The 25,730-nt window shown below is 64.6% G+C and carries 22 protein-coding genes and 1 pseudogene; 17 read left to right on the forward strand and 6 right to left on the reverse strand.

The features are described from left to right. Window positions 1–67 precede the first annotated feature (67 nt). On the forward strand, window positions 68–3,301 hold the full coding sequence (locus tag AC07O3_RS25700) for an autotransporter outer membrane beta-barrel domain-containing protein (RefSeq protein WP_495340666.1): 3,234 nt from the start codon (window positions 68–70) through the stop codon (window positions 3,299–3,301). 263 nt (window positions 3,302–3,564) lie between these two features. Here AC07O3_RS25700 and AC07O3_RS25705 read toward each other — a convergent pair whose 3' ends face one another. The 4 genes from AC07O3_RS25705 to AC07O3_RS25720 form a co-directional block, all read right to left on the reverse strand. After that, window positions 3,565–3,804: a hypothetical protein gene (locus AC07O3_RS25705; protein WP_495340667.1), complete on the reverse strand. Its 240-nt coding sequence runs from the start codon at window positions 3,802–3,804 to the stop codon at window positions 3,565–3,567. Between the two features lie 62 nt (window positions 3,805–3,866). Continuing rightward, window positions 3,867–4,862 (reverse strand): alpha/beta hydrolase, encoded by a 996-nt coding sequence (locus tag AC07O3_RS25710; RefSeq protein ID WP_495340668.1) that lies wholly within the window; start codon window positions 4,860–4,862, stop codon window positions 3,867–3,869. Window positions 4,863–4,868: 6 nt separating this feature from the next. After that, a complete protein-coding gene (locus tag AC07O3_RS25715; RefSeq protein WP_495340669.1) occupies window positions 4,869–5,636 on the reverse strand; it encodes a coniferyl-alcohol dehydrogenase in 768 nt (255 codons plus the stop codon). A 33-nt stretch (window positions 5,637–5,669) separates the two neighbouring features. Then, window positions 5,670–7,145: a benzaldehyde dehydrogenase gene (locus tag AC07O3_RS25720; RefSeq protein ID WP_495340670.1), complete on the reverse strand. Its 1,476-nt coding sequence runs from the start codon at window positions 7,143–7,145 to the stop codon at window positions 5,670–5,672. Between the two features lie 256 nt (window positions 7,146–7,401). Here AC07O3_RS25720 and AC07O3_RS25725 point away from each other — a divergent pair, with 256 nt between their 5' ends. The 4 genes and pseudogenes from AC07O3_RS25725 (at window position 7,402) to AC07O3_RS25740 (ending at window position 11,211) form a co-directional block, all read left to right on the forward strand. Continuing rightward, window positions 7,402–9,225 (forward strand): sigma 54-interacting transcriptional regulator, encoded by a 1,824-nt coding sequence (locus AC07O3_RS25725; protein WP_495340671.1) that lies wholly within the window; start codon window positions 7,402–7,404, stop codon window positions 9,223–9,225. 573 nt (window positions 9,226–9,798) lie between these two features. Next, window positions 9,799–9,981: pseudogene (locus AC07O3_RS25730) on the forward strand (IS3 family transposase); the annotation flags it as partial. A gap of 604 nt (window positions 9,982–10,585) precedes the next feature. Continuing rightward, window positions 10,586–10,744, forward strand: coding sequence for a hypothetical protein (locus tag AC07O3_RS25735; protein ID WP_177142450.1), 159 nt, complete (start codon window positions 10,586–10,588; stop codon window positions 10,742–10,744). Next, window positions 10,741–11,211 carry a nuclear transport factor 2 family protein gene (locus tag AC07O3_RS25740; RefSeq protein WP_177142451.1) on the forward strand — a complete coding sequence of 157 codons (471 nt, stop codon included), beginning with the start codon at window positions 10,741–10,743 and terminating at the stop codon, window positions 11,209–11,211. The genes AC07O3_RS25735 and AC07O3_RS25740 overlap by 4 nt, the downstream gene beginning before the upstream one ends. Before the next feature lie 477 nt (window positions 11,212–11,688). On the opposite strand, the gene AC07O3_RS25745 is transcribed toward AC07O3_RS25740, so the two are convergent. Beyond that, complete coding sequence (locus AC07O3_RS25745) at window positions 11,689–11,952, reverse strand: transposase (protein WP_093179007.1); 264 nt, start codon at window positions 11,950–11,952, stop codon at window positions 11,689–11,691. An 814-nt stretch (window positions 11,953–12,766) separates the two neighbouring features. On the opposite strand from AC07O3_RS25745, the gene AC07O3_RS25750 reads away from it, so the two are divergent. From AC07O3_RS25750 to cysC, 8 genes are all read left to right on the forward strand, one after another. Then, window positions 12,767–13,738 (forward strand): sulfotransferase family protein, encoded by a 972-nt coding sequence (locus tag AC07O3_RS25750; protein ID WP_093179009.1) that lies wholly within the window; start codon window positions 12,767–12,769, stop codon window positions 13,736–13,738. Next, window positions 13,735–15,069 (forward strand): MFS transporter, encoded by a 1,335-nt coding sequence (locus AC07O3_RS25755; RefSeq protein WP_495340672.1) that lies wholly within the window; start codon window positions 13,735–13,737, stop codon window positions 15,067–15,069. The genes AC07O3_RS25750 and AC07O3_RS25755 overlap by 4 nt, the downstream gene beginning before the upstream one ends. Before the next feature lie 13 nt (window positions 15,070–15,082). After that, window positions 15,083–16,528 (forward strand): condensation domain-containing protein, encoded by a 1,446-nt coding sequence (locus tag AC07O3_RS25760; RefSeq protein ID WP_495340673.1) that lies wholly within the window; start codon window positions 15,083–15,085, stop codon window positions 16,526–16,528. After that, complete coding sequence (locus AC07O3_RS25765; protein ID WP_495340674.1) at window positions 16,525–18,024, forward strand: GMC oxidoreductase; 1,500 nt, start codon at window positions 16,525–16,527, stop codon at window positions 18,022–18,024. The genes AC07O3_RS25760 and AC07O3_RS25765 overlap by 4 nt, the downstream gene beginning before the upstream one ends. Then, window positions 18,025–19,281 carry an aminotransferase class III-fold pyridoxal phosphate-dependent enzyme gene (locus AC07O3_RS25770; protein WP_495340675.1) on the forward strand — a complete coding sequence of 419 codons (1,257 nt, stop codon included), beginning with the start codon at window positions 18,025–18,027 and terminating at the stop codon, window positions 19,279–19,281. It begins immediately after the preceding gene. Window positions 19,282–19,285: 4 nt separating this feature from the next. Next, window positions 19,286–20,005, forward strand: coding sequence for an HAD-IA family hydrolase (locus AC07O3_RS25775; RefSeq protein WP_256330984.1), 720 nt, complete (start codon window positions 19,286–19,288; stop codon window positions 20,003–20,005). 10 nt (window positions 20,006–20,015) lie between these two features. After that, on the forward strand, window positions 20,016–21,443 hold the full coding sequence (locus tag AC07O3_RS25780) for a glycosyltransferase (RefSeq protein ID WP_093179016.1): 1,428 nt from the start codon (window positions 20,016–20,018) through the stop codon (window positions 21,441–21,443). A 75-nt stretch (window positions 21,444–21,518) separates the two neighbouring features. Further along, window positions 21,519–22,109, forward strand: coding sequence for an adenylyl-sulfate kinase (cysC, locus tag AC07O3_RS25785; protein ID WP_093179018.1), 591 nt, complete (start codon window positions 21,519–21,521; stop codon window positions 22,107–22,109). A gap of 97 nt (window positions 22,110–22,206) precedes the next feature. Here cysC and AC07O3_RS25790 read toward each other — a convergent pair whose 3' ends face one another. Next, on the reverse strand, window positions 22,207–22,977 hold the full coding sequence (locus AC07O3_RS25790; protein ID WP_256330985.1) for a FadR/GntR family transcriptional regulator: 771 nt from the start codon (window positions 22,975–22,977) through the stop codon (window positions 22,207–22,209). Window positions 22,978–23,163: 186 nt separating this feature from the next. Between AC07O3_RS25790 and AC07O3_RS25795 the strand changes: the two genes are divergently transcribed. The 4 genes from AC07O3_RS25795 to AC07O3_RS25810 are packed head-to-tail and all read left to right on the forward strand — an operon-like array spanning window position 23,164 to window position 25,700. Then, window positions 23,164–23,664, forward strand: coding sequence for a RidA family protein (locus tag AC07O3_RS25795; protein ID WP_093179019.1), 501 nt, complete (start codon window positions 23,164–23,166; stop codon window positions 23,662–23,664). 3 nt (window positions 23,665–23,667) lie between these two features. Beyond that, a complete protein-coding gene (locus AC07O3_RS25800; protein WP_495340676.1) occupies window positions 23,668–24,333 on the forward strand; it encodes an amino acid ABC transporter permease in 666 nt (221 codons plus the stop codon). A gap of 1 nt (window position 24,334) precedes the next feature. After that, window positions 24,335–24,991, forward strand: coding sequence for an amino acid ABC transporter permease (locus tag AC07O3_RS25805; RefSeq protein WP_093179023.1), 657 nt, complete (start codon window positions 24,335–24,337; stop codon window positions 24,989–24,991). Continuing rightward, entirely contained in the window at window positions 24,972–25,700 is a 729-nt protein-coding gene (locus tag AC07O3_RS25810) for an amino acid ABC transporter ATP-binding protein (RefSeq protein WP_495340677.1), read from the forward strand. Before AC07O3_RS25805 ends, AC07O3_RS25810 begins: the two co-directional genes overlap by 20 nt. Window positions 25,701–25,730 lie beyond the last annotated feature (30 nt).

Below are 25,730 nucleotides of genomic sequence, written 5' to 3' on the forward strand. Positions count from 1 at the left end.
GCATCCGTGCCGCGCACGCAGTTCCTTTCAAGTGCGCCATTCGCTATTGACTATCAGGACTCCTGTCATGAACAAGATATTTCGCGTCGTCTGGAATGACGCACTCGCTCTTTGGACCGTCGCTTCCGAACTCGGGCGCGGGCACGCAAGATCAACCGCAGCCACGCAGGGCGTGACGCTGTTCGTGGCCGCCGTGGTGGCAGCGGCCTCATTGCCTGCTTCCGCTGCATGCACGACCGACACGAACACCAACGCGATCAACTGCACGGGGACTGACCAGGCCGCCACGGTGGGCACCGGACTGGCGACGCCGGCAGGTACGGCTATCGTGGTCACGTCGGGCGCGACAGTCAGCACAGGCAACAGTTCGGGCATCAGCCTCGGCGACACGGCCAGCATCGTCGTCCAGAGCGGGGCCGCGGTCCAGAACAACGCCGTCAACAGCGGCGCATCGCCCTATGCGGGCATTGGCGCGAACACGATCGAGGTCAACAGCAACAGCACGATCACTGTCGAGGCGGCAGGGGCCGTCACCGCCAACGGCGCGGGCACCAATTCCGAGGCCATCAATCCCGTGGGCAGCGGAAACACCATCACCAACCACGGCACCATCAGCTCCGCGCACACGGCGATCTGGTTCCAGGCGAACAGCGGCGCCAACACCGTCGTGAACACCGGCGCGATCATCGCGGGCGCCGGCACGAGTTCGACCACGACGACCGTCATCGGCGCTAGCGGCACGATGGCCGTCGACTTCACCAACAGGGGCAGTCTCACCGGCTCGCTGGCCTTCGCCGGCGGCAACGATGCGTTGCGCTGGTACACGGGCGCAACGATCACCGGCAACATCAGCGGCGGAGCGGGCACAGACCTGCTCACGCTCAACAGCGACAACAATGCGAGCGACACCTTCGCGCCGCTGTCCCTCACCGGCTTCGAAACGCTGGTCAGCAACAGCGGAACCTGGAACTTCAATGTCGCGCTGGCACCAGCGGGCATCACGAGCACCACGGTCCTTGGCGGAACGCTGATCCTGGGCGCCGATGCCAGCACCTACACAGGCAGCATGACCGTCGGTTCGGGCGGCGTGTTGCAGAGCAGCGCGCAATTCGCGCCGGCAGCAATCACCGACAACGGGCTGGTGCGTTTCGCCCAGCCCGACAACGCAACCTACGCCGGCCTCGTGAGCGGTACGGGCGGCATCGAGAAAACCGGCGCGGGCACGCTCACGCTGACGCAGGACCAGGCCTTCACCGGCACCACCACGATCAGCGCCGGTGTGTTGCAACTGGGCAATGGCGGCACCACCGGTTCGGTGAAAGGCAACATCGTCGACAACGCGACGCTGGTCATCAACCGCTCGGACGCGCTCACGCTGTCGGGCACGATCAGCGGCACCGGCTCGCTCGTCAAGGAAGGCGCCGGCACCACGACGCTCACCGCGGCCAACAGCTACGGCGGCGGCACCGCGCTCAAGCAAGGCCGGCTGAACGTCGGCAACAACCTGGCGCTGGGCACCGGCACGCTGGCGATGGACGACGGCACCACGCTCGGCTTCGCTGCCGACGGCCTGAACCTCGCCAACGCCGTGGTGCTGACCGGCAACAACGACCCGGTGATCGACACCGGCAGCTTCAGCGCCACGCTCAGCGGCAACATCACCGGCGGCGGCTTCATCACCAAGATCGGCAGCGGCACCCTCACGCTCTCGGGCTCCAACAGCTATACCGGCGCGACCGACGTGGCCGAAGGCACCCTGAAGGCCGGCGTCGCCGACACCTTCAGCGCAGCCTCGGCGCATACCGTGCGAAGCGGTGCCACGCTCGACCTTGCAGGCTTCAGCCAGACGGTTGCCTCGCTCGCCAACAGCGGCACTGTCACATTGGTAGGCACCACACCAGGCACCACCCTCACCGTCAACGGCGCCTATGTGGGCAACAACGGCGTGCTGCGGCTGGGCACCTTCCTGGGCGACAGCACCAGCGTGAGCGACCGGCTGGTGCTCAACGGTGCAAGCGCCTCGGCCAGCGGCAGGACCAGCGTGCAGATCACCCAGCTCGGTGGCCTGGGCGCACTGACCGTGGGCAACGGCATCGAAGTGGTCTCGGCGCTCAACGGCGCCACCACCACCGCGCAGACCACCAAGGACGCGTTCTCGCTCGCGGGCGGCCACGTGGATGCGGGTGCCTACGAGTACCGCCTGTATGCCGCCGACGCCAGCGGCGCCGGCGAGAACTGGTACCTGCGATCGACCACCACGGCAACCGCAGGCACTGGCGGATCGACAGGCGGCACAACGGGCGGTGCAGGCACGAGCGCCGTGCAAGTGCCGGCCTACCGCGCCGAAGTGCCGTTGCTCTCCGCGCTGCCCAGCCAGGTGCGCCAGGCGGACCTGGCCATGATCGGCAACCTGCATCAACGCATCGGCGACGACGATGTCAAGGCAGGCGCCGCCGCATCGACCGACACCGAGCGCCGCGCCTGGGGCCGCGTGATCGCCACCGACATCGACATCCGCCAGCAAGGCACCGTCGACCCGCACAGCAAGGGCAACGTCAAGGGCTTCCAGGCCGGCACCGATCTGTTCGCCACATCGAACTGGCGCGCCGGCGTGTACGTCGGCCAGCTCGACGGCAGCGTCAGGGTCAGCGGCTTCGCCAGCGGCATCGCCAACCTGGCCGTCGGTTCCAACGACCTGCGCAGCCAGTACCTGGGCGCCTACGGCACCTGGACTGCCGATTCGGGCTTCTACGCCGACGCCGTGCTGCAGGCCGGGCGGCACCGTTACACCGTCGAGCCGCTGTCGACTCAGCGCAGCTCGGGCAAGGGCGACAGCCTGACGGCATCCATCGAGGTGGGCCAGGCCTTCGCAATGGGCGACAGCGGCTGGAAGATCGAGCCGCAACTTCAGCTGATTCGCCAGCACATCAGCCTGGACGACATCGCGATCTCCGGTGCGAACGTGCGGCAGGACAGCGACGACGGCTGGATCGCGCGCGTCGGCGTGCGCGTGAAGGGCGAGATCGCTACGAGCCTTGGCATGCTGCAGCCGTATGGCCGCTTCAACGTCTACAAGGCGAGCGGCGGCGCCGACGTCGCCCGCTTCATCGGACCTGCCGCCACGACTGACATCACGGGCCGCACCGGCTCCACTGTCAGCGAACTGGCCGGGGGTCTCACCCTGGCGCTGAACCAGACCACCAGCATCTACGGCGAAATCGGCAAGCTGTGGGCCTCGGGCGGCGCGACGGATGTGAAGACCTCCCTGCAGGGCTCGATCGGGCTGCGCATGAAGTGGTAAGAGCCCACCGCGTCGTGAATCAGTTCCTGGCGCGGTGCACCTCAAACATCAGGAAACCTTCTTGAGGCTGTTGCATGTCTGCGCGCCATCCCGAAGCGGACGACTTTCATCGAGGATGTGCATCTCCAGCGCGCTGCTGGTGCCACGATGGCAATACAGCGGCAGCACTTCAACCGCACGCCCGGTACGATCACTGAAATGCAGGGCCCCGAACGCTTGCCGAGAGCGGTAGGCCCGTCGGCGCCGTTCGCGCTGCCGCCTCGCTATTTCGGCTGTGTCAGAGGAACGGTTCCGGCGCAGGCCGGCGCCAAGATGCCTTGCCTCAAGCTCCAGATGCACGCCCCCAGGCGAAGCAGCTCCTCCACATTCCTGTCGTAGAACACATTCTCGGGATCCTCCCGGCTGATCAGATCCGAGATGCGATCGAGCGCATCTGCGGGGGCAAAGCCGCGGTTCGCACGCGCCATTTCGATCACCGTCACAAGAACGTCGGTCTTTTCCATTTCAAGCATCCTGTGGTCAAGTCACAGCGCACCGATGCCGGGGATTCCCATGCTCTCTGCATCTACCCGAACACCACTTCCTTCCATCGCACAGACAGTCGGGATCGCAACCACGCGGCCAGATCGGCCATCACCTCTATGCCCAGCGTCGATACCGCGGTGAAATGAATGCAGGCATGGATGGCATCGGGGTAGTGGCGGTGCGTGGTCGGAACGCCGGCCTGCGCGATGCGCAGCGCCAGCGCAAGGCCTTCGTCGCGCAGCGGATCGTGGCCCATGGTGGCCAGCCAGGTGGGCGGCAGCGTGTGCAGTGCCTGCGCGTGCAGCAGCGCGAAATCGGCGTGCCGCACCAGTTCCTGGCGTTCGCCGAGGTAGCAGTCGATGAACCATCGCATGACATCGGTGGTGAGGAACTTGCCCTCGCCGTTCTCGACCATCGAAGGGCTCGGTTCGCCGTAGTGCTGGGCGAAGGGATAGATGAGCCCCAGCGCACGGGGTGCGAGCGTGCCGGCCGCACGCAGCGTTGCCACGGTGGCGAGCTGCGCGCCCGCGCTGTCACCGGCCAGCGCGATGCGCGACGCATCGACGCCGAGTTCGCGCGCGTGCGCGGCCACCCAGCGCAGCGCACAGGCCACGTCGTCCACCGCCGCCGGAAAGGGATGCTCGGGCGCCAGCCGGTAGTCCACCGCCACCACCACGGCGGCCACGTCGTGGCACAAGGTGCGGCACACCTTGTCGTGAGTTTCGAGGTCGCCGATCACGAAGCCGCCACCGTGCACGTAGAGCAGCAAGGGAAGCGGCCCTTGAGCATCGGGCTGGTAGATGCGCAGCGCCAATGGGCTGCAGGGCCCGTCGATGACACGGTCGTTCGCCGACGCGATGGCCGGCGCCGGCAGGCCCAGGCCGGCGGCCAGGTCGCGAAAGACCTGGCGCGCCAGCGGTGGCGGCAGCGACTCCAGCGGCGGACTGCCTTCGACGGCGGCCTGCGCCAGAAAACCGGCCAGCGCCGGATCGAGCGGCGCCGTGTCGAGCACGGTGGGGATGGCGGTGGGGATCATCGCGCCTCAGATGTAGGTCGACGCCAGTCCGCCGTCGACCGGGATGTTGGCACCACTGATCCAGCGCGCCTCGTCGCTGCACAGCCACGCGATCAGCGGCGCGATCTCGTCGGCGAAGCCGGGGCGCAGCATGCGGTGCGCATCGGCCTGCACCCGCTCCTCGCCAAGCATGCTCACAAAGTCGCCCAGGATCGGCGTGAACACCGGGCCCGGCGCGACGCAGTTCATGCGCACGCCATGCGCCAGCAACCACTTCTGCGACTGCGTGGCACTCCAGACGATCAGCGCTTCCTTGAAGTACTGGTAGCAGGTCTCCTTCGGCACGGGGTGGTCGCGCAGCCAGTGGGCACCGGCCTCGAAGCCCTGCGCGGCGGCCAGGGCTTTGTGCAGCGCCAGGCGCTGCGGCCATTCGGCGCCGAGGATGGAGGCCACGTTGACGATGGAGCCGCCGCGCGCGATGCGCGGCAGCGCCTGCTCGCTCAGATGGCGCAGCCCCAGGTAGTTGACGTCGGCGACCAGCTCGACCGGTGCCGTGCCGGGCACGCCGGCGATGTTGCACAGCGCGTCGAAGCGCTCGGGCAATTGCGCCACGGCCGCATCGATGGCGGCAGCGGAGCTGAGGTCGGCCTTGACGAAGCCGTCGAGCGTGAGGCTGGGGTCGTTCCGGTCCACGCCGATGACACGGGCGCCGGCAGAGCGCGCGACGCGCACGACCTCCGCGCCGATGCCCGACGACGCGCCGGTGACGACGATGGTTTTTCCTTGAAGCTGCATGAAATGTCTCCTGGTGGATACGGTCGCTGACGCTCAGAACGGGTAGGGATGCGGAGCCTGCTTGATGGTCAGCCACTGCCACTGGGTGTATTCCTCCCAGTCGGCCGGACCGCCCACGCTGCTGCCGTTGCCGGCGATGCCGGGACCGCCGAAGGGGTTGACGCACTCGTCGTTGACGGTCTGGTCGTTGATATGGACCATGCCGGAGTTCAACTGCGCGGCGATCGCCATGGCCCGTCCGATCGAGGGCGAGATCACTGCCGACGCCAGGCTGCCCTGGTGGTTGTTGGCCAGGGCCACGGCCTCGTCGTCGGTCTTGAAGGTGATGATGTTGGCGACGGGGCCGAACACTTCTTCGTCGTACACGCGCATGCCGGCCTTCACGCCCGCCAACACCGTGGGCTTGTAGAAGAGGCCCTCGCTGCTGCCACCGGCAAGCAACTGTGCGCCGGCCGCGATGCTGTCCTGCACGATGGCGTGCACGCGGTCGCGCTGCTTCGCGTCGATCAGCGGCCCGAGGGCCACCTGGCCGCTGGCGCCGTCGCCCACCGGCAGGTGCTGGGCTTTCGCGACCAGCCGCTGCGTGAAGGCGGCGACGATGCGCTCGTGCACGATGATGCGATTGGTCGCCATGCAGATCTGCCCCTGGTGCAGGTACGCGCCCCAGGCGGCATTGCTGGCCGCGATGTCGAGATCGGCATCGTCCAGGATGATCAGCGAGTTGGCGCCACCCAGCTCCAGCGTGACCTTCTTCAGGTGGCGCCCCGCCAGTTCACCGATGCGCCGGCCTACCGCGGGCGAGCCGGTGAACGCGATCATCGGCACGTGCGCGTCGGTCACCAGGGCTTCACCGGCGGCAGCATCGCCGGGCAGCACCTGCAGCAGGCCGGCAGGCAGGCCAGCCACCTCGAGCACGCGCGCGATCATGAAGCCGCCGCTCACCGGCGTGCGCGCATCGGGCTTGATCACCACGGCGTTGCCGGCCGCGAGGGCCGGCGCCACGGTGCGAAGCGTGAGGATCAGCGGAAAGTTGAAGGGCGAGATCACACCCACCACGCCGCGCGGCACGCGCCGCGCCAGGCTGGTGGTGCCGTTCGCGCTCGGCAGGACCTGGCCCTGCGCCTGCAAGGGCATGGCCGCCGCCAGGTGGCACAGGGTGATGGCCTCGCGCACCTCGTGCTGTCCCTTGGGCAGGATGGCGCCGGTCTCCCGGGCCACATATAGCGCCAGCTCGTCGAAGTGCTGCTCGAACAGCGCCGCGGCCCGGTGGAACACCGCGGCCTTCTCGCGCGGTGCCACCTGCGCCCAGCTTTTCTGCGCCTGCGCCGCAGCGGCCGTGGCCACCTCCATGTCCTGCGCATCGGCGATGCCGACGGTCGCCATCACCTTGCCCGTGGCCGGCTCGACGACGTCGCGCGCGCCGCCTGCGGACGCGACCCACGCGCCGTTGAACACCTTGCCGGCCCAGGCCGCTGCGTCCAGGAACGCCGGCTTCTCGGAAACATCCATGACTACCCCTTGCGAAAAATTGATCGGCTGGCCGCGGCTGGAAATGCCCGCAGCACGGCCTTCTTTTCGCAACGGGCGTACCAGTGACGCTGCAGCGGGGCGATTCGACACCGCTGCACGGCGCTGTCTTCATTGGAGGATTAGGGGAATTCCCGGGGCCGTAGTAGTTATCTTGGATAACTGGTTTACCCTGACTGCAGACTTCACCAAATCATCAAGAATCGGTCGCTCGTTTCACCAAATGATGAGATCGACATTGACCAAAGTCACAGCTTCACCGGTCCCGCCGCGCATCTCGCTGGCCGACGTGGCGCGCGCCACCGGCGCCGCGCTGGGGCGTTTCGACGGCGTCGAAGTGGCGCGTGCGATGAGCCGCTTCGAAGCCTCGCACGTGGGCAGCGAAGAGCACCCGACGATTGCCGACATCAGCGAATGCCTGTTCTTCTCTCCCGGTGACGGCCGCATCTGGCTGCAGGACCAGCGCATGGTGCTGCTGCACACCGAGGCGCTGGGGTCCCTGCGGCGCGAGCTGATCGACAGCCTGGGCCAGGAGAAGGCCCGGGGCCTGTTCACGCGCGCTGGCTACGTCAGCGGCGCGCGCGACGCGCAGCTGGTGCGCGCGCATTGGCCCGAGGCCGAGCCGGCCGCAGCCGCCATGGCCGGCACCCGCTTGCATGCCCTGGAAGGCGTGGTGAAGGTCGAACTGGTGCACGCGCGCTATGACCCCGAGACCTCGGACTACGAGGGCGAATTCATCTGGCACCACTCGAGCGAGGACGACCAGCACATCGCGACCTACGGCGTCGGTGGCTCGCCGGCCTGCTGGATGCAGGTGGGCTATGCCACCGGCTACGTCAGCACGCTGTTCGGGCGACTGGTGGTGTTCCGTGAGGTGGCCTGCCGCTCGATGGGCGAAAGCCACTGCCGCGTGATCGGCAAATCCGCGGAGCGTTGGGACAACGTGGAAGAAGACATGCGCTACCTGCGCGCGCGCGACTTCGTCGGAGCACCGTCATATCGCGGCGCGGCGGCGCAGGCCGCGGAACTGCCCACGCCGCCGCCCCAGGGCGACGCGATGGTGGGCGCGTCATCTGCCTTCAACGCGGCCTGCCATTTGTTGCATCGCGTGGCGCCGACCACGGCCACGGTGCTTTTCACCGGGGAGTCCGGCGTCGGCAAGGAGAAGTTCGCCAGCATGCTGCACAGCATCAGCCCGCGGCGCGACAAGCCTTTCGTCGCTGTGAATTGCGCGGCCATTCCGGAGACGCTGATCGAGTCTGAGCTGTTCGGCGTGGAGCGCGGCGCCTACACCGGCGCGGGCGCGTCCCGGCCGGGACGCTTCGAGCGCGCCCACGGCGGCACATTGTTCCTGGACGAGATCGGCACGCTGAGCTACGCGGCTCAGGGCAAACTGCTGCGCACCCTGCAGGAGGGTGAGGTCGAACGCGTGGGCGGCACGCGCAGCATCCAGGTCGACACGCGCGTCATCGCGGCCACCAACGTCGATCTGCGCCAGGCCGTGCGCGAAGGCAGGTTTCGCGACGACCTGTTCTTCCGGCTCAATGTCTTTCCGATTCACCTGCCGCCGCTGCGCGAGCGGCGCGATGACGTGCCGCTTCTGATGAGCCATTTCCTGCAGCACTACGGCCGCAAGCACGGGCGGCAGGTCTCGGGCTTCGCACAGGCCGCCGTCAAGGCGCTTCTGAATTACGACTACCCCGGCAACATCCGCGAACTGCAGAACCTGATCGAGCGCGCCGTGATCGTCGCCCCCGAGGGCAGCCTGCTCGAAGTGCACCACCTGTTCACAAGTGGCGAGACGCTGGACAAGAACGTGCTGTCGGTACGGCCGGATGGCCACCTGACGGGCGCTGCGGGCACTGCGCCCCCGCAGGCCGCGCCTTCAAGCCACGCCGTGGCGGACCGCGCCGGTTCCGGTTCATTGGGACAGGTGGAAGAGGCGCTGATACGCCGTGCGCTGGAGCAATGCGGGGGAAACCTCTCCGCAGCGGCACGCACGCTGGGCGTCACGCGCCCCCAACTGGCCTACCGTGCGCGTAAGCGCGGCATCACGAGCTGACGACCGCTTGTTCGGCGCTCAGCATGCGGCAGCGACAAGTGATGCACGACGATGCGCAGCTTGCCGGCATCGTCCTTCATGAAGATCCAAGTCTTGTCGACGTGGTGACCTTGCCGTCGTGGCCATTGCCGGCAATGCCGCCGCCGACCGATGCACCAACTCCAGCCTAGACCTAGAGGAAACGATGCATCACGCGCGCCCATAAGGAAATACGTCACCCCTAGAACAAGTCCGTCTTTGCGCCCGCACCGGGACGCTCCTACCGTCATGCCTCCGACGTCGACATCGAAGAGGACGCCACGTGAGCCCGTCCCGAATCTCCAGGTGCATCCGCCGCATCAAGCCTTCTCCCAGCAGCGCCGCGGCGGACCGGTTCGCCGAGTTGCGCAGGGCCGGCAAGCGGTCGACCCAGTGAAGTGGCTTCACCTCGGCGAAGCGATCTGCACCGAGATATGTGGCAATCACGGGCCTGATGTGGGATTGAACCGCGGAAATGGTCAGAAGTGTTGATTGCTGCCGAAAATTGACCCTCTGGGGGTGCGGACGAAAACTTGGACTACCAGGAGGTAGTTCGTGTCTTCCTACGAAGATCGGATTCGAGCCGTTGAGCTCTACATCAAGCTTGGCAAACGCGTCAGACCCACTATCCGTCAGCTGGGTTATCCAACAAAGAATTCTCTGAAGGGCTGGTACAACGAATACCAGCAGAAGCTCGACTTGCCAGCGGGCTATGCGGGCCGACGACCCAAGTTCTCGCATTACTCCCCTGGCGGTCCAATTTCCCGTCCGCCCCTTAACACGTGGAGCTCTGAGCGCGCCACGGCGAACAAGGCCAGCAGGCCGTTGTAGCGCCTCTTCCGCATTTATGAGATTACCTCACAAGTGTTTGCCGATCCTGCCATCTAGTCGCGACGGAATGCGACCACTACATTGGCTGTAAGGCAAAAGCCATCCGTCACGCGCCTGCGCATGACGAATCGGATTCCGGCCGCAGGATAAACATGCATGCAAGAGCGCAAACTTGAAAGAGGCAACCTTGAAGTCTCGACCTCGGCCTGGGTTGCGTGGGCTTGAGCCACGGCGCGGCCCGCCGGGCGGCAATGACGCCGCTCGCCCTGCTTTCCCTGGGCAGTGCCACGGCTCGGAATGCGGCGCGGCTTGGTCAGCGCTACGGCAGCCACTGGGTTATGTTCGGCGGTTAGCGAGGACACGGACTCGGCCTCTGGGCTGTTCAACGCCACTCACCAGTTCGGCGGATCGCTCTCGGGCTGGCGTTGCTGGTCGCGCTGGCCTGCATCGTCCGGCGCCCGGTGCCCGTCCCTGGAGCCTCTTCATCCACCTCGCAAGCAACTGTGAAGCAATGACCACGACGCTCAACGCCAGCAGCAGCCATCACAGCTGGGACGACCACGCCTTCGAATTGCGGCGGGAACCCACAGCCACACGGCCAGTGTTCCTGCGCTTAACCGCCTCGCCCCTGCGGGGCATCCATTTCCAACCAGAAGAACGCCGTTCATGATCACCAACACCCTGGAACAACGCATTCAAGCCCTTGAGGACCGTGCTGCGCTCAGAGATCTCATCGACACCTTTGCCTACTTGGGCGACAAGAAGGACATTGCCACGCAGATGACCTTGTTCACGGAAGACGCGACCGTGGACACCTACTTTGGCGATGAGCTGTTCGCCTCAACGAAGGGGCGCGCGAAGATTCACGAGGTATTCACCGGTTTCATTGCGAACTTCGAAACCCTCTACCACTTCAACGGCCAGCAGACGCCGACCATCTCCGGCGACGCAGCCACAGCCACCTACTACGGATTGGTCGTTCTTATCTCAGACGCCAACGGCCAGAAGACGAGGAACACCAATGGCGTGATCTACCAGGACGAATACATCCGCCGCAACGGCCAGTGGATGATTGCCAAGCGTGTTTCACGTTTCTCTTGGCGCGACTTCGAAGCCATGCAGGCGCAGCCTGCCTGAGTGTGCGGCCTCGAAAGCGCGGTCGCTAACGTGCACGCGCCCTGACCTGCCGCAATCGGTCCCCGCCCCGCAAGGCGCAGCCGTGCCGTCGTGCGAAGATTACCCACCATGGTCATTTGGCCAGGCCGCGGAGCTGATCTTTGGACCCTCATGCCGGTTGCGAACATCGACACCAACCTCGGCGAGTGCCCCATCTGGCATTCCGAGGAGGTTGGATGGCGGTTCCAGGATCGCGATGCATCAGAAGGAGTGCTCCGCTGTCGGCCACGAAGCCGGACTCAAGCCGGAAGCTGGCTTTCAGCGCGTCGCCCAAATCCTCGATGCCTCGAATGCGCTGATGCAAGGCGCTCTGATCGCGTGCCGCGCCCTCGGTGCACCACATCGAGCGCTGCAGCAGCGACGGTCGACATGACCGGTGCACGCTGAACTGAAAGTGCACCCGCATCCAGGCTGCCAACTCGCGCCGCTTGGCAGCCTTCAGAGCTTTTTTCGGACGACCTCCTGCAGGATCTGCTTGTCCAGCGTCAAGCCGGTCACGATGAGGCTCAGTCTTGCAGACTCGTCCTTGAGCTGCTTGAGCTTACGCAGTTCGCTCGCGCCGAAATCCGCGCACTCCTTCCACGTATAGAACGTTGCCTCCGATACGCCGATCTGTCGACACACATCCACTACCGGCATGCCACTTTCGGCCGGCCGCAATGCGCAGGCAATCCGTTTCTCGGCGAATCTCGACATCTTCATCGCTTCTCCTTGCCTCGCTTGGGGCCTGGGGGAGCAACCGTACTTGTAGGTTTGATCTGTGTAGGTCTTTCGGTGGCACGTCAGCCAGGGCGCGGGCGCCTTCAGGCCACTGCACGGCTGTTCGAGCGCGCGTTTTCCTTGCCTCTGCTTCGCTCATTTGAGATGGCATCCTGATGGTCCTTTCCGCGAGGGCATCGGACGACCAATACAGCCGGCGATCCGGCAGCAATACAGCAATTCGTAAGAATCCGAACCGTCGATGGACCGGCTTCAACAAGGCACCGTACGATTTATTCAATCCGGAATCTTGGATTAAGGCTACCCCACAACGACTCTCTCGATCCAATAACCGCAATCCATCTTTCGGATGCTTTGCAAGGATTCGGTGTTCATGCAATTGAGGAACTTGTCCCCAGAAACAACATCCGCGAGCTGCGGCCCGGCACATCCGAAGTGGCAATGCTGCAAAGGGAGCAAGAAGGTCAGCAGGACCTAGTTGTTCCACGTATTCGCACTGCCGATCCCGAGCAGCCATCGAGGCTTTTTCGAAAGCGAATTCCCCAATCAATGGACAAGCGCGAAATGAGAAATTGGTCGGCAGTTCCTCTTGATGGCGCAGGCAATCTGAGGAAACCTGCGTCGCTTCTTCGGTCTTGCCGAAGAAAGAGCGTCCCATTTCGCGATCGCCTTGCCGATCAACTTTGTGCGCCCCCGCTCACGTTAGCCGCTTCGGCCCATCTGCTACGTGCAGGCATCAACGGGGTGCTGGCCGGATTTGTATTGGCAACGCTTGCCACTGCCCACAGGAGATGCCATGTCCAGTACCGTCATCCAGTCCACCGGCTCCCCTTCACCTGCTCTTCCCTCCAGCCCTGTTCTGCTCGGCGGCGAGAATCGCTCCGGCACCACGCTGCTCAGCATCCTGCTCGACTCGCACCCCGATCTGGTCGTCGGTCCGGAGATCGATTTCACCGAACCCGTCGACCTCGGCCCGCACATCCTCGCGGCGTGCGACCTGATGGACCTGCACGCCTCGCGTCTCGCCGATGCGACGAAGGACAGCGTGCCCCCCGAGTGGTTCGACGGTGCTCACTTCGTAGTGCAGTGCGAGCGATTCGGTCTCTGCCGTGACGACATACGGAACCTGGTGACCCGCCTGATGGCAGAACGGGGCACCGATCTGTCCGTCCTGGAGGATCGCTGCCTGCTCGTCGATTCCATCGGCGAATTCCGACGTCAACAGACGGGGGCCAGACGATGGGGCCTGAAGCTTCAGCGGAGGATTCAGGACATTGGCACGTATGCCGCAATCTGGCCGCAAGCCCATTTCGTCCACATCATCCGCGACGGCCGCGACCTGGCTGCGTCCCATATCAAGACCGTCCCCGACTGGGGCTATCGGACTGTCGAGCAGGCCGCGCGCGGCTGGCTGGAGGTCCTCACCCGGCCCCGCCAAGCTGCGCCTTGCGGTCGCTATCTGGAAGTGCGGTACGAGGATCTGGTCACCGAGCCCCGCCGGACCATCGAGCGGATGCTGGACTATCTCGGACTGCCATGGAACGAGGCCGTCCTGCACCACGCAGAGCAAAAGCACGCGCTGTTCGACAAACCCTGGGGCCATCCCGCAGCGGAAGCCGCCGGCAAGCCCCTGTACACGGGGCGCAACGGCCGGTATCTGCAGGATCTCACGTCCGAGGAGATCAGGGCATTCGAGCGGATCGCGGGAAAGGAACTGGAGCGCCTCGGCTACGGCCTGTCGACATTGCATGCCGAGAACACGAGATGAGCCGGCAGACGCACGAAGCGCTTCGACTGTCCCGCAGCTTCTACCTGCTACTCACAGGCCAGGTGGTCTCCTTCCTGGGCTCCCAGGTGACGCTCCTGGCCCTTCCTCTGACCGCGATCCAACTACACGGCGCGGGACCGTTCGAGACTGGGGTACTGCTCGCCTGCGGGCGGGTTCCTTACCTTGTGCTGGGTCTGCCTGCCGGAGTCCTCGTCGACCGGTTCTCGCACCGGATGCTTCTGATGACGGCGAACACCGCGATGGCGCTCGCGCTGGCCACCGTGCCGTTGGCCGCTTCTCTGCACGGACACGTCAGCATGCTCCACCTGTACATCGTCGCCATTCTTGTGGGTGCGGCCACGGTGATCGCCGATGTGGCCTTCCTGGCTTGCGTGCCGACCGTCGTGCGGCATCCTCAGCTTGTACAGGCGCAGAGCAGGCTGGAGCTGGGACAGTCAGCGGCAGTGGTGCTTGGCCTGCCGCTCGCAGGCTGGCTGATCGCCACCGTTTCCGCGCCCATGGCGATACTCGCGGACGCAGCGTCGTTCCTGCTGGTGACGGCGCTGCTCCCATGCGTGGCAATGAGGCCCGACGGAGCCTCGCCGGCCACGGGGGGCCGCAATGACCACCAGGGCGTCGTGCGGGGCGGCAGCATCATCGGCCGAGTCTGCTCGGAGGCGGCCGAGGGCGCGTTGTTCGTGCTGCATACGCCTCGACTGCGCGCGGTCACTCTGGCCACCGGCACGCTCGTCTTTTGCTACAGCGCCTACTCCGCGGTCTTCCTGGTGTACCTGACCGAAGCGCTGAGACTGACTGCCGCCGAGATCGGGACAGTCACGGGCATCGCTGCACTCGGAGCTGTCGCAGGCTCGTTGCTCGCCCGTCCGCTTGCACGGGCGCTGGGTCTGGGCCGCGTGCTGGTCGCGGCCCTCCTCGCCAGCGCCGCCGGCGCGGTGCTCACACCGGTGCTTCGGGAGTCGGGATGGCTGGCCGCAGGGCTGTCGCAACTCCTGCTGTGGGCCGGCCAGCAGGTCTACAACGTCCATCAGGTACCGATCCGCTACGCACTGACGCCGCCTGCACTGCACGGGCGGGTGAACGCGAGCATCCGCACAGTCGTCTGGGGACTCGCCTCGCTGGGTGCCCTGCTGGGTGGTGCCTGTGGAATGTGGCTGGATGCCCGGACAACGCTGCTGCTCAGCGGCGCCCCGATCGCGGCAGCCACCGCCTGGATCTATGCGTCCGACCTGTGGGCAGTGCACACACCGCAGCTCACGCAAGCGCAAGCCGCACCGGCTTCCGCGCCAACCTTTTCCATTCCTCACAGATAAGACATGCCCCATCATGAAGTTCACTGACATGCCGTCGCTCAGCCTGTCTGCGGGCCGCCTCACCGTCTGGCGAGCCCACGTCCAAGACGGGTCCACGGCTGCATGGGTGGCCGATCGGCGGCGGGCGTCCCACGTCCAGGAAGCACTCATTGCATGCGCAATCGAGGCGGCCAGTGGAGGCCCCCTGCCGCCATCCTGGCTGGGTTGCGCCTTCGACCTGCCCGGCGAACTCGATGCGAACGCCTTCGCCGCGGCACTGCGTGATTGGGCGAATCGCCACGAAACCCTGCGCAGTCACCTTGCTCCTTCGTCCAGCTCCGCTCCGGAGAACGGCCTGCAGCGCATGACACTGCCGGCCGGTGCCGTAAGCATTCGATGCAGTACGGCGGCGGATTTTGCCGACGGCCGGAAACTGGCGCGGCATCTGGAGGCGTTGTTCGACAGCGAGGCCGGGCCCCTCACCTGGCCTGGATACGTCTGTACCACCATCAGCAGCCCGCACGCGACCACGATCTGTCTCGCAGCCGATCACAGCCTGATGGATGGTTACTCGGTTTGCCAGACCGTCTATGAGCTCCAGACCCTGTATGCCGCAGCACTCGCCCTTCGCGATGGCAAGCCTGCCCCGCCCCCTCTTCCCCCCACGGCCAGCTATCTTGATTTCGCGGAGGCCGAACGGACCGCCGCCGATGCACTGACCACCGAGCACGAATTCATCGTCCGATGGCGACAATTCCTTGCCAAGGGGGGCGGTCGCCTGCCGGAGTTTCCTGTACCGGTCAGCGACGCGAGCAACAGCTCCGGCGCCCAGACGGGCGGACGCAGCCAGTTTCTCGACGCATCCGCCACGCGCGACTTCGCTGAAGTCTGCCGCGCGGCCGGAGGCGGCTTCGCATCCGGGCTGCTCGCCTGCTTCGCGAAGGCCAGCCATGAAATCACCGGCTCGGACGAATTTCGCACCATGGTCCCCATCGATACCCAGCCCAGCGCCTGGCAATCGTCCATCGGCTGGTATGTGGGAATGGCCCCGGTCGCCTTTCCCCTGGGCGCAACCGATTCCTTTGCCGAGGCGGTGCGTTCCGCGTTCTGCGGCTTCGACGGGGCCAAGGAGTTGGCCCGCATACCGATGCTGCGGGTGGCGCAGCTTCTGGGCCGCCCCCTGCGCGATCCTTTCATGATCTCGTACATGGACTTTCGCCGTACCCTCGGCGCGCACGACTGGAACCGCTGGCGAGCCATCGCCCTGCGTAGCCGCTGCACCGATCCGGACGAGGTGTGCCTTTGGATCTCGCGAATGCACGAGGGCCTTTTCGTCGACTACCGCCACCCCGCCACCGGCCCGGCGGCCATTGCGGTTTCCCACTACGTGTCCCGTGCGAAGCAGCTCCTGGCCGCCGTAGCGAGCACCGGCTGCTGGGCCGCCACACCCAGACCCAGAGGGGAGGATCATTGTCTGTGACGACCATCAGACATATTTCGGCTGCCTCCTGTGACTACACGGACTTCGACGCGATCGTCGTCGGCTCGGGGCCGTCTGGATCGATCGCCGCACGAACGCTTGCGGAAAGAGGCCATCGCGTGGCGGTCCTGGAATATGGAGGCCTGGTTTCCCCGGGCGCCATGTACGGCCCTCATCAAGCAGCCTACAGCCGGGCATTCACTTCTTCAGACGGCCCCGCCGACGGCAATCCATGGACTGCGTGCGGTGTCGGCGGCGGAATGCAGTTCTACAACGCGATCACATTGAGGTACCGGCAAGCAGATCTGTCGGCCTCCCGATATCTTGCGACTGACATGGAGGTTGACTGGCCCATCACCCTGCAGGACCTCGAACCCTTCTACGCGGAGATCGAGCATCTTCTGGAGGTCAGTGGGTCGAACGGATTTCCATCGTATCCGGCCAGCTCTCGCGGACTCCTGCTATCCAATGCGATGCGGGCGCTCGGAATAAGACCGAAGCGCATTCCACTGGCAATCCGGCCGCCCGGGACCAGCAAGGGATGTATCGTGTGTTCGGCTTGCGATGAACTGGCGTGCCCCACGGAGGCGAAGGCATCCGTGCTGGCCAGGAACATTCTCGACGACTCCGCCTTGCCTGGAACGATCTCGGTTCTGTATGGCTGTTTTGTCAATCGGATCGCGCTGCGCAACGACGCCACGGCGGAAGCCCTTGAGTGCTATGTGCCGCTCTCATCGGAACTGATCCGCATCCCGGTCGGCAAAGTGATCGTCTGCGCGAACGCCGTACAGACAGCCGCATTGATGCTTCGATCGAAGAGCGCGTATGCGCCCAAGGGCATCGGCAACGGATCCGACCTTGTCGGACGGGGTCTCTCATTCAAGATCAGCGGCTACTCGGTCGGCCATATGGAGTCTGCCGGTTGCGACGCCGCTGCCTTGGCCCCGCACTGGGGAACGCATGCGACCGTGTACACGGACGAATTCTACGAGCATGTCGATGTGCCATGCGGATTCGGCGGACTCATCTACGAGGCGAATTTCCCCTCGCCGCATGGGAACGCCGGTCTTGTGCGCCTGCACTACATCGCCGGAGAAGAACCATGGTCACACAACCGCGTCGTGCTTGACGAGGCCGTTGACCCTGACGGCATCCCTCGCATCCGTTTCGAATACGCAAATTCGCAGAACGATCGCGCGCGAATAGGTTTTCTCGCCGACCGCGCGGATGAAATTCTGCGTCACCTCGGCGCGGGCCGAATAGAGCGAGAGCCTTTTGCCCATTCAAAAGGCAGCTCCCACCTGCACGGCACGATGCGCGCCGGGAGCGACCCCGGGACCTCGGTCGTAGACAGCTGCGGACGGATCCATGGATTCACAAACATCCATGTCATGGATGGCTCCGTCATGAATTTCGCAGGGAACAGCAATCCGACTCACACCATCATGGCCAATGCGAGGCGAATGGCCATGTCACTCGATAGAAGGGAAACCTGAATGCTCGATCTTGAAGCCAACGGACATTTGGCCGAATGGGAACGTGAAGCCCGTTCATCCATCGTGTTCCGCTCCGCCATCGGCGCAATGGCGCAGGACGTCAACGGCAAGACCTACATGGACATGACCTCCTGCAGCGGGGCATCACCGTTCGGCAGCAATGACCCCGTATTCAAGGCCAGACTGGCGCACTTGACGGAGCGGGAAGCCGACATCTTGCCGTCGCCGGTGACCCAGCAGCGCCAGATGCTGGCCCGGAAAATCTCGGTGATGTTCCCGGCCACCCCCAGGGTGTTCTTTCTGAGGACCGGATCTTGTGCAACGGAAGCGGCAGTTCGGGTCGCCCGGCACCGAACAGGCCGGCCAGTCATCCTGACGGCCGGCTTCCATGGATGGCACGACATCTTTCAGCAGCATCCCTGGTCGGCCAATCCGCCGGCCAAGGATCCGCACATCCATGATTTTCAATATGACCTCGATATCCTGGAACAGCAACTGGCCGATAACGAAGGAAAAGTCGCCGGCATTTTCTTCACGCCCGAGCCCTCGGTCTTTCCCTCTGAATTGCTTCAGGAAATCTCCAGGCTGGCAAGGCTGCACGGCGCATTGCTGATCGTCGATGAGGTCCTGTGCGGACTTCGCTACGCCAAGGGCGGCTACTGCCGGAAACACGGTGTGAAAGCCGACCTCATCACGTTGGCCAAGGGGATCGCACAAGGTGTCGGCCTTTCCGCGGTGGTTGGCACCGTGGACGCCATGGCGGGAGCCGACACGGCTTATCTCGGCAACACCTACCTGCGCGAGAACCGGGCTTTTGTGGCTGGCAACCTGACACAGGAAATCTTTGAAGAAGCCGCGATTGTGGCCCGGCTCGCCGAGATCGGCTCAACGCTCAAGAGTCTGTTCCAGACCGCGTTCGAGCGCAGCGAAATACCGGTGCGCGTTCTCGGCAACGACACCATGTTCGACATCGTCCTGCCCACGAAAAGGCATGGAAAGGCCTTCGCTCAGCGATGCCTGCAGCACGGTATCTACACCGGCTACCCGGCAAAGTACATGAGCAACGTGTCAATGCATGCGGCGTTCTTCGAAGCTTTGCGGCCGGCACTTGAGCGAACGCTCGCAGACTACCGCAGAGACGAGGACATGGCGGTCAAGGTCACTGACGCGTCCGTGGCTGAGTACTGCGCCGAGGCGTTTCGTGCGACGGAAAAAGCATGTCTCTCCAGCAAGCATCACTGGGTTGCACAGGAATAGGGCCGTGAAGGATCAAACAACAAGGAACCATCGCCGGCTCGCCCAATGGCTGGGAGATCCCCCGGAAGAAGCCACGACCGAAATTCGGATCGAAGACTACGATCACGTGGCCTTTGATCTGGACGGCGTCCTTGTGGATTCGGAGGCGGTGATCGAAAGCGCACTCCGCCGCTGGGCGCGGGAAGAACAGATGTGTCCGGATCACGTGATTCGGATGTCGGCCTCCCGCCGGGATGTCGACTTGGTGGCATCGGTTGCGTGCGACCTCTCGCCGGAACGCGAAGCAGCCCGTATTGCGAATTTTGAGATCCAGGCGATGGGACTGTTGCAACCAGTCCAGGGCGCCGCGGAGTTCTACGGCTCCATCCCTGACGCGCGGAAATCCATCGTGACCTCTTCGGCCAGGGCTTCTGCGTTTGCCCGCCTCGCGACGGCCGGAATCTCTCGCCCAAGAATCATGATTGCGGCCGAGGACGTGAGTCAGGGAAAACCGCATCCACAGCCCTATGAAATGCTGTTGCGCATGCTGGGCATCTCTGCCCGAAGATGCCTGGTTTTTGAGGACTCCCCAACCGGAATTGAAGCCGCCATCGCCGCGGGATGCGACTGCATCGGTGTCGGCCTCCATGCCAGAGGCCATCGTGGCATCAAAGGCTGGATAGAGAATTTTCGCAAGATCTCCCTTCTAAGCAGCCACGCTGAACGTGCCAGCCAGATCAAATAAAGGCCACCCGATGAAGGTATCAACACAAGGCCGCACACCGCTATTTGATGAGGTGCTGATAGAGGGTTCGGTACTTGAACACTACGTAGCGGAGCAAGAGGATTACCAGGAACTTCTCATTGAGTTGTTTCGTTCATCCAGAGAAATTCGAGCCAAGATTGGCGGCCGTTGTCTTTGGCACATAAATTCCACCGCATTCGGTGGCGGGGTGGCCGAAATGCTTCCTCACCACATATGCATCCTTCGAGAGCTTGGCCTTGATGCGCGCTGGCTCATTTTCAAACCGAAGGAAGAGCAGTTTTTCCAATTCACCAAGGGCATTCACAATTCCCTTCACAACGCCGCCGCGGCGGGCCTGGATGAGCTGCTGCCGTACTACCTTGCGGAATCGAAGCAAGGTGCCAAGGAGCTGGAGAGAATCATCCGGCCCGACGATTTTCTGGTTGTTCATGATCCTCAGCCACTTTGCGCCGCGTCACAGTTCCTGAACTCCCACGCGCACCCAGCCATCTGGCGATGCCACATCGGCTACCCGGGACAGAGCTCCACGGTCGACAACATATGGAGACTTCTAGGGAAACACCTCCATCCATTTCAGCGCATTGTCCTGAGCAACAAGGGATATGCCTTCGACACAAGCCACCCCATAGACATCATCCAGCCATCGATCAGCCCGTTCTCGAGCAAGAACCGCAGCCATGCGGGGCCGCCGGACCGGGCGCTGGAAGATCTGGTCTCGTTCAGCAACTGCGAATCAGGGTCCGGCCCGACACTTCGGGAAATTCTGGGCTTGCGGTATTTCCTTCACGTATCCAGGTGGGATGGACTGAAAGGTATCGACAGGATCATTGCCGCCTTCGAACGCTTTATGGGCGCGGCGTTCGACGAGGCATCCGATATGCGCCTGGTGATCGCCGGACCGGATCCCATGGCAGTGGCCGACGATCCCGAGGGACGGGCGTATTTTGAGAAATGCGCGGGCCTGTGCTCCCAGTTGCCCAAGCAGGTGCGCCTGCGCGTGTATCTGGCCTGCATCTCGATGAAAGACAACGACGCAAATGCCGAAATTGTCGGCCGGCTACAGCAGAGCGCGCACGGCGTATTTCAGCTCTCTCGTGAAGAGGGCTTCGGGTTGACGACAACAGAGGCCCTGTTCCGAGGAAAACCGGTCGTGGTGTCGTCCGCCTTTGGCCTGAGAGCGCAAATCGTCGATGGACTGAATGGCGTTGTCCTCGACGAGCCAAGCATCGAGGTCAAAGCGGCGGAGATGATGCATCGCCTTGCGGTCCACTATGGCGATTTCGCGGAGATGGCCAGAACGGCGCGTGAAAACTGTCTGCGCTCCAGTACGCAAATCTCGCAAATTCCGAAATGGTATGCATCGATTCAATCGGCTCTGACAAGTTTTGAACTGCGCAATCCAGTTGATGCACGGTGACGGCGCGCAAGGCGTGTCTATGCCTGCTTGCCGTGCCGGCCACCTATGACCTGAAACAGCAAAAGGAATACCACCATGCTCATCGATGCAATCGACACTGTTCCGTCGTCCCGAGCGATTGGGCCCGAGGACCGCGCGGCGCGTCTGAAGCAAAGCCCCGCATGCTTTTGGCTGACGGGGCTGTCTGGAGCGGGCAAGAGCACCCTTGCCGGCGCGCTGGAACTGCACCTTTGGCAAAGCGGGAAGAATGCCTACGTCGTCGATGCTGACGTCGCGCGGCAAGGATTGAATGCCGATTTGAAATTCAGCCAGGCGGACCGCAGCGAAAACGTACGACGCCTCGGCCACCTCGCGCACAGTATCGTCGACGCCGGATTGATCGCGATTGTCACGGCCATTTCTCCATACTCGAAAGATCGGGCTCTGGTGCGTGCATTGTTCCGGCCACGCCAGTTCTTTGAAGTGCATGTGAGCACCGGTCTGGCGACCTGTGTCGCGCGCGATCCCAAGGGGCTGTACGCGCGCGCCCGGCAGGGCCAGCTGACCCAGCTGACTGGCTGGGACGCCCCCTACGAGACGCCGCAATCGCCCGACGTCAGAATCGACACGGCTGAACTTACCGTAGAGGAAGCCGTGCGAAAAATCCTGGAGCTGTCGACTTGCTAGATCAAAGAGCCGAGTTCCAGGATCGCGCCTGGCCGCCAAAGAAGCACGGCACCGGCACATCCAGGCAGGCAATGCTGGACCATCGCGTGCTGCGGGCCTATCCGTAAACGTTCAGCGACGCCAGGATGCGCGTGAAGTACGCGTCGGCCAGGCTGGTCGCGGCCTTGGCGTCGCGCGCCTGCAGCGCATCGACGATGGCCGTGAGCTCGCGCAGCGTCTGCTCGCGCACCACGGCGCCCACCGGGCCGTTGAGGTTGGAGCGCCCGTCGTACTGCACCGCGCGCCGGTCGGCCACCACGGCGTCGAACACCTGCATCAGGAAGCGGTTGCGCGTGGCTCGGAAGATCGCCTGGTGCACGCCGTAGATGCCTTCCTTGAACTGCAGCCACTGGTCGGCATCGCGCACCACGGCGAGGTGGTGGCGCATGAGGGCGAAGTCTTCGGCGTCGGCGCGCTGGGCCGACAGCGCCATCATGGCCGGCTCGAACAGCAGCCGGCCTTCGAGGATCTCGGTATAGGTCGGCACGTCGCGGTGGTGCGCGGCCACCGGCAGGTCGGACTCGCTCAGCAGCTGCATCAGCCCTTCGGCCAGGAAGGTGCCGCTGCCGACCTTGCGCTCCAGCAGGCCCTGCGCGCTCATCATGGCCAGCGCGTGACGCACGGTGCTGCGCGAGGTCTTGAACTGCTCCGACAGGTCGCGCTCGTTGGGCAGCTTGTCGCCGGGCTTGAGCACACCGTCGCGGATCGACTGGAGGATGGCGCGGTAGACCTTCGAGGCAGTCGCCTTGTCCTGCGCGGCGATCCGGCCCGAGAGATCCGTGACTTCGATCAGCGGCTGGAGCGGCTGCGGCACGGGCTTTGCATTCATGGTTGGATAGCTCGCCAAAATGGTTGACCAATCTCAATTAACAATCTTAGAATGAATTCATTACGCAGTCACACACGTCTGCGTTGTCTGGTTGTGGATTGGTTGACCAATCCTTCCGAATCCGTTGATTTTCGTCGAAAGGTTGACCGGGCGCCGCCCCCGCGGTGCCACGGTGATGTGTTCTCAATGACCCTGGATTCCAACACGGCACCGTCCGCCACGGGCCTCGGTCCCGAAGAGCGGCTCGCCGCGCTCGGCCTGAAGCTCCCGCCGGCCCCGGCGCCCGTCGCCAACTTCGTGGCCTGGCGCCGCTCCGGTCCCTTGCTGTATCTCTCGGGACAGGGGCCGCTCGAAGCCGACGGGCACCTGCACGTGGGCCGTGTCGGCGAGGAAGTGAGCATCGAGGCGGCCTACGCCCACGCACGCCTGACCGGACTGAACCTGCTGGCCGTGGCCAAGGCCGCGCTGGGCGACCTGAAGCGCGTGCGCAGCGTGGTGAAGCTGCTGGCCTTCGTGAATGCCGCGCCCGGCTTCGCGCACCACCCGAAGGTCATCAACGGCTGCTCGGACCTGTTCGTCGAAGTGTTCGGCGACGAAGTGGGGCGGGGCGCCCGCTCGGCCATCGGCGCGGGCTCGCTGCCGGGCCACCAGACCGTCGAGGTCGAGGCCATCCTCGAAGTGGACTGAGCCATGGCCTACCAGTTCCAGTTCGAGGCACTCGCCCCCTACACCGGGCAGTTGGTGGAAGGCCTGCTGCACACGCTGGGCTACGCCGCCTCGAGCATCGTGCTGGGCATGGCCATCGGCGTGGCGGGCTCGCTGGCGCTGGTCTACGGCAACAAGCCGCTGCGCGGCGTGACGCGGGTGTACGTGGAGTTCTTCCGCAACACGCCAGCGCTGGTACAGCTCTTTCTCATCTACTTCGGCCTGCCCAACGTGGGCATTCGCCTGGAAGCGCCGGTGGCGGGCGTCATCTCGCTGGCGCTGTACTGCGGCGCGTACATGGTCGAGGTGTTCCGCTCGGGGCTGATGTCGGTGCCGCGCGGCCTTTCCGAAGCCGGCGCCGCGCTCGGGCTGCGGCCGCGCCAGGTGCTGGTGCACGTGCTGTTCGTGCCGGCGCTGCGCAACGTGTTTCCGTCGCTGGCGAGCCAGATGGTGCTCACGTTGATCGGCACCAGCCTCATCTCGCAGATCGGCGTGGAAGACATCTTCCATGCCGGCAGCTTCATCGACTCGCGCACCTTCCGCAGCTTCGAGGTCTACGTCGTGATCTGCGCGATGTACTTCGTCGCGGTGCAGGCGTTGCGCGTGCTGCTGGGCTTCGTGCAGCGCCGCCTGTTCGGCAAGGAGCGCTGAGATGCGCGGATTGTCCATTGCCGACCTCTGGCTCATCCTCGGCGCCATCCGCTGGACCGCGGCGCTCGCGCTGACGGCCTTCGTCATCGGCAGCGTCATCGCGCTCGGCGTGGCGGTGGCGCGCACCTCGCGCCTGCCGTGGCTGCGCGTGCTGGCGCGCATCTATGTCGAGCTGGTGCAGGGCACACCATTGCTGGGCGTACTGTTCCTGCTGTACTTCGGCGTGCCAATGCTGCTGGGCATCGAGATCAAGGCCTTCACGGCCGCGGCCGCCGCGTTTTCGCTGTCGGCGGGGGCCTTCCTTGGCGAAATCTGGCGCGGCGCGATCGAGTCGGTGCCCAAGGGCCAGTGGGAGGCAGCCTCTTGCGTCGGCCTGCGCCGTTGGCATGTCATGCGGCACGTGGTGTGGCCCCAGGCCTTTCGCGTGGCGCTGGGGCCCACGGTGAGCTATCTGGTGCAGCTCATCAAGAACACCTCGCTCGCGGCGCTCGTCGGGCTGGTCGAGCTCACGCGTTCGGGCCAGATCGTGGCGGGCTCGACGCTGGCGCACCTGCCCGTCTTCTGCGGCGTGGCCCTGTGCTATTTCGCCATCTGCTATCCGCTGGCTCGTCTGGCACTCAACCTGGAAGGACGCATGAATGCCGCTCGTGCTCATTGATTCGGTCGAAAAGCACTTCGGCGACAACCATGTGCTGCGCGGCGTGTCCACCGAGGTCGCCAAGGGCGACATCGTGGCGCTTGTCGGGCGCAGCGGCTCGGGCAAGAGCACGCTGCTGCGCTGCGTAAACGGGCTGGAGACCATCGGCGCGGGCCGCATCGTGGTCGACGGCGTCGACGTGCAGTCGCCGGCAACCGACCTTGCGCTGCTGCGCCGCCGCGTGGGCATGGTGTTCCAGAGCTTCAACCTCTTTCCGCACCTGTCGGCCGCGGCCAACGTGACGCTGGCACCGGTGCTGACCAAGAAGATCGCCAAGGGCGAGGCGCGCGAACTCGCCAGGCAGATGCTGGAGCGCGTGGGCCTCGGCCACAAGCTCGACGCCATGCCCTCGCAGCTCTCGGGCGGCCAGCAGCAGCGCGTGGCCATCGCGCGGGCGTTGGCCATGTCGCCGCAGCTCATGCTGTTCGACGAAGCCACCTCCGCGCTCGACCCCGAGCTGGTCGGCGAAGTGCTGCGCGTGATGGAAGACCTGGCGCGCGACGGCATGACCATGATGGTCGTCACGCACGAGATGGCCTTCGCGCGCCGCGTGGCTTCCGAAGTGCTCTTCATGAACCAGGGCCGCATCTGGGAGCGGGGCACGCCGCAGCAGATGTTCGGCAGCCCGCAGACGCCCGAGTTCCAGCAGTTCGTCCAGTCCGTCGTCTGATTTCCTTTGTCTTGATTCTCTTCGTCGTCC

The sequence above is a fragment of the Variovorax sp. GW821-FHT09D05 genome (genome assembly GCF_059416325.1).